The organism is Frankia gtarii (assembly GCF_025403375.1).
Lineage (GTDB): Bacteria > Actinomycetota > Actinomycetes > Frankiales > Frankiaceae > Frankia > Frankia gtarii.
The window spans coordinates 1-5,644 of the sequence record NZ_JAMPTM010000371.1; the positions used below are offsets into that span (position 1 = coordinate 1).

The 5,644-nt window shown below is 76.0% G+C and carries 1 protein-coding gene and 2 pseudogenes; all 3 read right to left on the reverse strand.

The features are described from left to right. Positions 1-2,321 (reverse strand): annotated as a pseudogene (locus tag NBZ83_RS29695) (hypothetical protein); the annotation flags it as partial. Then, entirely contained in the window at positions 2,318-4,957 is a 2,640-nt protein-coding gene (locus NBZ83_RS29700) for a CHAT domain-containing protein (protein WP_261576274.1), read from the reverse strand. The pseudogene NBZ83_RS29695 and the gene NBZ83_RS29700, both read right to left, overlap by 4 nt. 136 nt (positions 4,958-5,093) lie before the next feature. Next, positions 5,094-5,644 (reverse strand): annotated as a pseudogene (locus tag NBZ83_RS29705) (hypothetical protein); the annotation flags it as partial.

Consider the following 5,644-nt stretch of genomic DNA (forward strand, 5'->3'; position numbering starts at 1 on the left):
GCCGGGGAGGGCGCGGGGCCGTCGGCGCGCAGGCGTTCGACGCCGGCGGCGCGCACGCAGACCTGGGCGGCCCAGCCCCATTCGCCGGACGCGACGATCCGTTCCTCCAGGTCGACCCAGAAGGCGGCGGCGTCCGCGACCGGCAGCAGCCGCACCGCGGTCTCGACGGCCTCGGCGGCGACCGCGGCCAGCGGGCCGGCGGTGACCAGCGCGGCCGCGTCCCGGCCGAGCCGGGCCCGGTTGAGCGGGTACCGCTCGGGTTCGGCGGCGACGGCGACCCGAATGCGGTCGCGCAGGTGCTCGTCGACCTCGATCACCAGCGGTTCGCCCCGGGAGCCCAGCGCGCGGACGTGGGTCCACTCCTGGGCGGTGAGACCGTCGAACGCGGCCTGCGGGTCGAGACCGGCCCGGCGCAGCGCGGGGGTGATCATGGCGAGGTCGAAGCGGCCGAGCTCGGCGGCGATGGCGAGGGCGCCGCGGGCGTTGTCGTCGGCGAGGCGGGCGATGATGCGCCGTTCCACCAGCGGGTCACCGGCGGCGCGCAGCACGGCCGGGTCGAGGTCGGGCTCGCGGGCGATCCACTCCCGGTAGGCAGCGAGCTCGAACGGGTTGTAGCGGACCTCGCCCGCCGGTGTGGGCGGCATCCGGGCCCGGTCCAGCAGCGCGGTCCGCAACGCGCCGCCGCGCCGGCGACCGGGCAGGACGGTATGTGGAGAGAAGGAGTCCAGGTCCATGTCGTCGAGACCGGCGTCCGGCTCGGGGCGCGGGGCGTCGAGGTAGCGGTGGGCCTCGGCGGCGGTGAAGCCGGCGACCGGGACGACCCGGACGTAGGCGCGGGTCCGCAGGACCGGCCCGGCGGCGCGCTGCCCCGCGTCGGACGGGGGGATGAGCGGGCGGCGACCGGCGAGGACGACCCGGACGCCCGGGAGCTCGGCGTGCAGCCGTTCCAGCAGGTCGAAGGTGCGGTCGATGGCCGGGGCCGCGGTGCCCGGAGCGTACAGCTTGGCGAGTTCCTCGCAGGTGTCGAGCACGAGCACGACCCGCGGCCGGCCCAGTTCCCGCAGCACTCGGGCGAACGTGCGGACGACCTCGTCGAGCAGGGCCCGGATCGTCTGCGCGGCGGCGGCCCGCAGCGCGCCCGCGGTCGACCGGACCGGGCCGTGGTCCGGATAGACCGCCGAACCGTAGACCTGCTCCGCGGCCTGCTCCGCGGCCTGCTCCGCGGGCGAGGATTCGGGGCCGGCGCGGCCGAGCTGCTCGTGCAGGGCGTTGGCCGCGTCGCGGAAGCGCCGGTACGAGTAGTACCAGCCGCGGCTGGGTCCGTAGCCGGCGAGCTCGTCGGCGAGGGCGAGCAGCACCTCCGCGGGCCGCTGCTCGGGGTAGCGGGGGTCGAGATGGTCGAAGTCGACGCGCGCGACGGGGAACGGCGCGATGTCCCGCGCGGCCGCATACGCGCCCGAGGCAAGGTAGCGCAGCACCATCGTCTTGCCGATGCCGCCGGTGCCGAGCAGGTGGACGGCCCACTGCGTGCCCGGCCCGTCTTCGGCGAGCAGCTCGCCGAGCGGTTCCTCGATCTCGGCCCGGTTCTGGTAGTCGCGCAGGTATTCGGCGTCCTGGGCGTCGCGGTGGGCGCGGTCGAGCCGCCAGCCGGCCCGGCGGGCCGCCTCGGCGAGCGTGCCACCGCAGACCGCGCCGATCATTCGCGCCGCGGCTACGAGCCGGGCCGCGGCGGCCAGCCCCACGCCCGGGTCGACGCGGACACCGGGCGGGCGGGGTTCGGCGGCGGTCACGAGGCTGTCAACCCGCTGGAACAGGCTGGTCCCGGAATGGTCGCGGCGGTGCTGGACGGCAACCTCCAGCCAGGGCGCGAACTCGCGGGCGAGCTCCCCCGCGGACGCCTCGATCGCCGCCGCGATCACCTGGCTGAGCGCGTCGACCTCGGCGTCGACGTCGAGACCCAGGCCGCGCAGGTGGCGGCCGACCTCGTCGCGCCGGGACGCCCGCAGCCAGAACACCTGCCGGACCGTCCGGCGTGGACCGAGGGAACGCCGCCGCTCGATCAGCCCGGCCTCGTCGAGTCGCGTGAGCAGCGCCGCCAGCTCGTCGGCGGCCACGAGGCCGAACAGGGCGGCGGTGGTGTCCGTCCACTCGGGCACCAGCGCCAGCCGGCACAGTCCGGTCGGCTCGAACGCCGCCAGGGTGGCTACGCGTGCCCGCGCCAGCAACGTGCCGACGTCCGGCTGCGGGTCCTCGGTGGAATCGCCGCCGGGGCCGGTCGCCCCGGCGGGGCGTCCGGTGGGCGGGGGCGGCGGCGACCTCACCGGACCTGCTCCTCGTAGGCTCGCATGGCGCCCTCGTCGTCGGCGGCGACGAAGGCCTCGTAATCGGTGAGAATCGCGGCGACGAGATACAGGCTCTCGCGGACAGCGGTCGGTTTGCCTTTCAAGCGCCCCAGGGTCTTCTCTATTCTCGCCTGTGACGCGTTCCGCGCAGCCGTGTAGACGAACGGATAACTCGGATGCCACGGGTGAAGAAGCACCCACTGATATCCCAGTATGGCGCTCGCCGGGGGCATCGGGGCCAGCTCCGGGAAGACGAAGCCGGGCTGGCCGGCCTGCCCGTCCCGAAAGTCCTTGAGAAACACCCCCTCCTGCTCCACCAGGGAGGCGGTGACGACCACGGGGATCGGCCGGTCCGGGCTGCCCAGCCCGTCGCGGCGGATCATTGCCAGCAGCGGCCGCAGCCCGCCGACCCACCGGTGCACCTCGTCGCCGAGCACGACCACCCGCGTCGCCGCGCCGAACGGTTCGCCGGCGGCCGCGGCCGCGTCGGTGAGCGCGCCGAGGTCGCGGGCGAGGCGGTGGCGCAGCCCCGGTCCGGGCAGCGGGGCCGTCCCGGCGGCGAACTCCGCGACCGCGTCGTAGAGCAGGTCGAACCGTGCCTCGGCGCCGACGCCGCGCAACGCCTCCGGGCTGACGGTGCCCGCGAGACGCGAGTCGGGATCGGCGTCGAGGACGGTCAGCGGCGGCGGGTCGATCCCCAGCACCTCGGCGATCATGATCGCCTTCTCGAGGATCTGGCTGATGACCGTGCGCAGGTCAGGCGGCGCGGCGCCGTCGCCGAAGGGGCCAACAAGCAGCGGCAGATGCCCCGTCCGCAGCAGGCGCAGCCCGACCTCGCGCAGCAGCCGGCTGCCACCCAGGCCGCTCATCGAATCCTTGGCGACCGCGGCGACAAACCCGGGGCGGGCTTCGGCCGCCGGGGCGCCCAGCGCGTCGGTCGCCGCGAGCACCCTGTCATGACCGATGAACACCGGTGCCTGGCGCAGCCCCAGGCTCTCGGCGGCCCGGCGCAGCCCGAGCACCGGCGCCGGGTCGACCACCCGCAGGTCCGGGGGGACGTTCTCGGCGAGGACGAGGGTCGGCATCGCCCAGTCGAGATACCGGCTCGGCGGGTCACCGTGCAGCAGCGCCGCGCGCCGCCCGGCCGCGGCGGCGTCGACCACCGAAGCGCCCTGCTGCACCGCCCGCACGAACCGGCGGGTGAACAACCGGCTCGCCTGCTCGCTGACCTCACCGGACATCGCGACGACGATCGGCACGCCGCGCACGGCGAGTTCGGCCGCGAGCGACCGCCCGGCGGCCCGGGCCGCGTCCGCAGGCGCGTCGGCGTTTCCCACTGGCGCTTCGGCGTTTCCCGCTGGCCCGTCGCCGGGGCCGCCCGCGTCCTGGCCACCGGGGCGGGCGCTGCCACAGGCGCTCAGGATGACCGCCACCGGCATCCCGGCCGGGCCGCGCAGCGCGAGCGCCAGGGTCTCGCCGTCGACGAAGCGGAACCCGTCCGGCTCACCGGGATCGGCGACGCGGAGGACCGCGCGATGCTCGTCGATGTCACCGTGCGCGACCAGGTGGACAACATCCGGCTCGAACTGCGCGCATGCCTCGCCGAGTTCGTCGAGCGTCGTGTTGGTCATCGCCCGCGAGACGCACAGGGCCTCCGCCTCGAAGGCGCGCATCAGGCCCATGAACATCGCCCCCGGGCGGATCACCTCGTCGTCGAGGGCGGAGCCGGCGACGAACAGCACCCTCGGCACCCGCCGGATCGTCGCCGGCGCCGGGGTTGCAGTGGGCACCACCCGGGTGATGGCGACGAGCGCCCGGGGATGCCCGGCGAGCGGCGCCTCCCCGTCGTGCATCGCCTCCCACACCAGGCCGGCCAGCGCCGTGTCGTTCGCCGACCAGCGCAACGCGAGCTCCACCCCCCGCGCGGCGTGCACCGCGGGCGCGGCGAGCACGCGTCTCCACACCGGCGCGAGCAGGCACTCGAACAGCCACCTGCCGTACAGCTCGGCGTCGTTGTCGCGCAGCTCCCGGCCGGCGATCCGGGCCAGCAGGCCGGAGATCTCGCCCGGGTCGCCGGCGCACACCGCGGCCAGTGCCGGGTCCGCTCCTTGCGGCCCGAACGACGGGCCCGCACCGGGCGCGGACCGCGCCGAGGGCATCAATCCGCCCGAACGGCCGGCAGGACCCGCAGGACCGGCAGGACCCGCAGGGTGACCGTGACCGGGAGGATGATCCCGATGCGCGCCCGCCCACAGCCCCATCTCCTGGCCCCGCCACGGACGCGGACGGGACGACCCGGGACCGGGCCGCAGCCCCGCGGCGAGCTGCGGCCCCGCAACGAGATCGGCGTCGGGCAGCGGAGCCCATGCGGCGGCACCGTCGGGCCCGGCGGCACCGTCGCGCCCGATGGTCCCCTCGGGGCCGTCGGGCGTGGGCAGCGCGGGCGGCCCCGGCGGCTCGACCCGCCAGGTCGGCACCCGCCGCGGCAGTCCGTCGACGTCGGTGACCACCACCGCGGCCATCCCGTACCGAGCCGTGATCCCCGCGCCCCGCACGTGCACGGTCCATCCGTCTCCATGGTCCTCGACGTCGACGAGGACCCGGGGAATCCTCATCGCCCCTCGGCCAGGATCGAGGATTCCAGGGCCGTCACGCACGCACCTCCGACCACGAATCCGCCGCCCACCGGGGTCCCGGGCGGCGCGGCGGACCCCCCGTTCGTCAGTTGACCTCGCCGAGATCCCGTCATCGTCAACGAACCTTCATCTCGGCATCGGCGGACAGGTCGGCATCGGCGGACAGGTCGGCATCGGCGGACAGGGTCTCGCCGCGGGCGAGCAACCACGTGGTGAGGCGGGTGGCGAGGACGGCCACGTCGCCGGGCGGGGGCGGGCCAGCGAGCACCCCCGGTTCGCCGCAGGTACGCAGCAACGCGGCGAGCCGATGATGCAGGTCGTCGAGCTGCGCGTCGGTGGCGGCGAGGTGCGCGGCGACGCCGGCCTGCACGGCCAGGCGCGCGGCCGGGCGCGTCCGGCGGGCGTGCGGGCTGATCGGCACCGGGTCACTTCGCAGGGCCCCCGTCCAGCTCGCGATCCGGCCACCGGGGTCGAACCAGGCCGGGTCGACGCCGGCGGCGGCGAGCAGCGTGGTGGCGCCGATCGGCAGGGCGAGTAGGGCCTCGGCGACGGCGGGCACGACGGCCAGGTGCCGGCGCAGCTCGGCCGCGGTCGGCCTGGCAGCGTCCGTGCCCGCCAGCCACGCCTCGGCCGCCGCGACCGTCGTCAGCACACCGCGGGGACTGT

Bases quoted from the DNA above. Each gene is read 5' to 3' on its own strand.
- NBZ83_RS29700 (WP_261576274.1), bottom strand. From the start codon at position 4,957: ATGAGGATTCCCCGGGTCCTCGTCGACGTCGAGGACCATGGAGACGGA.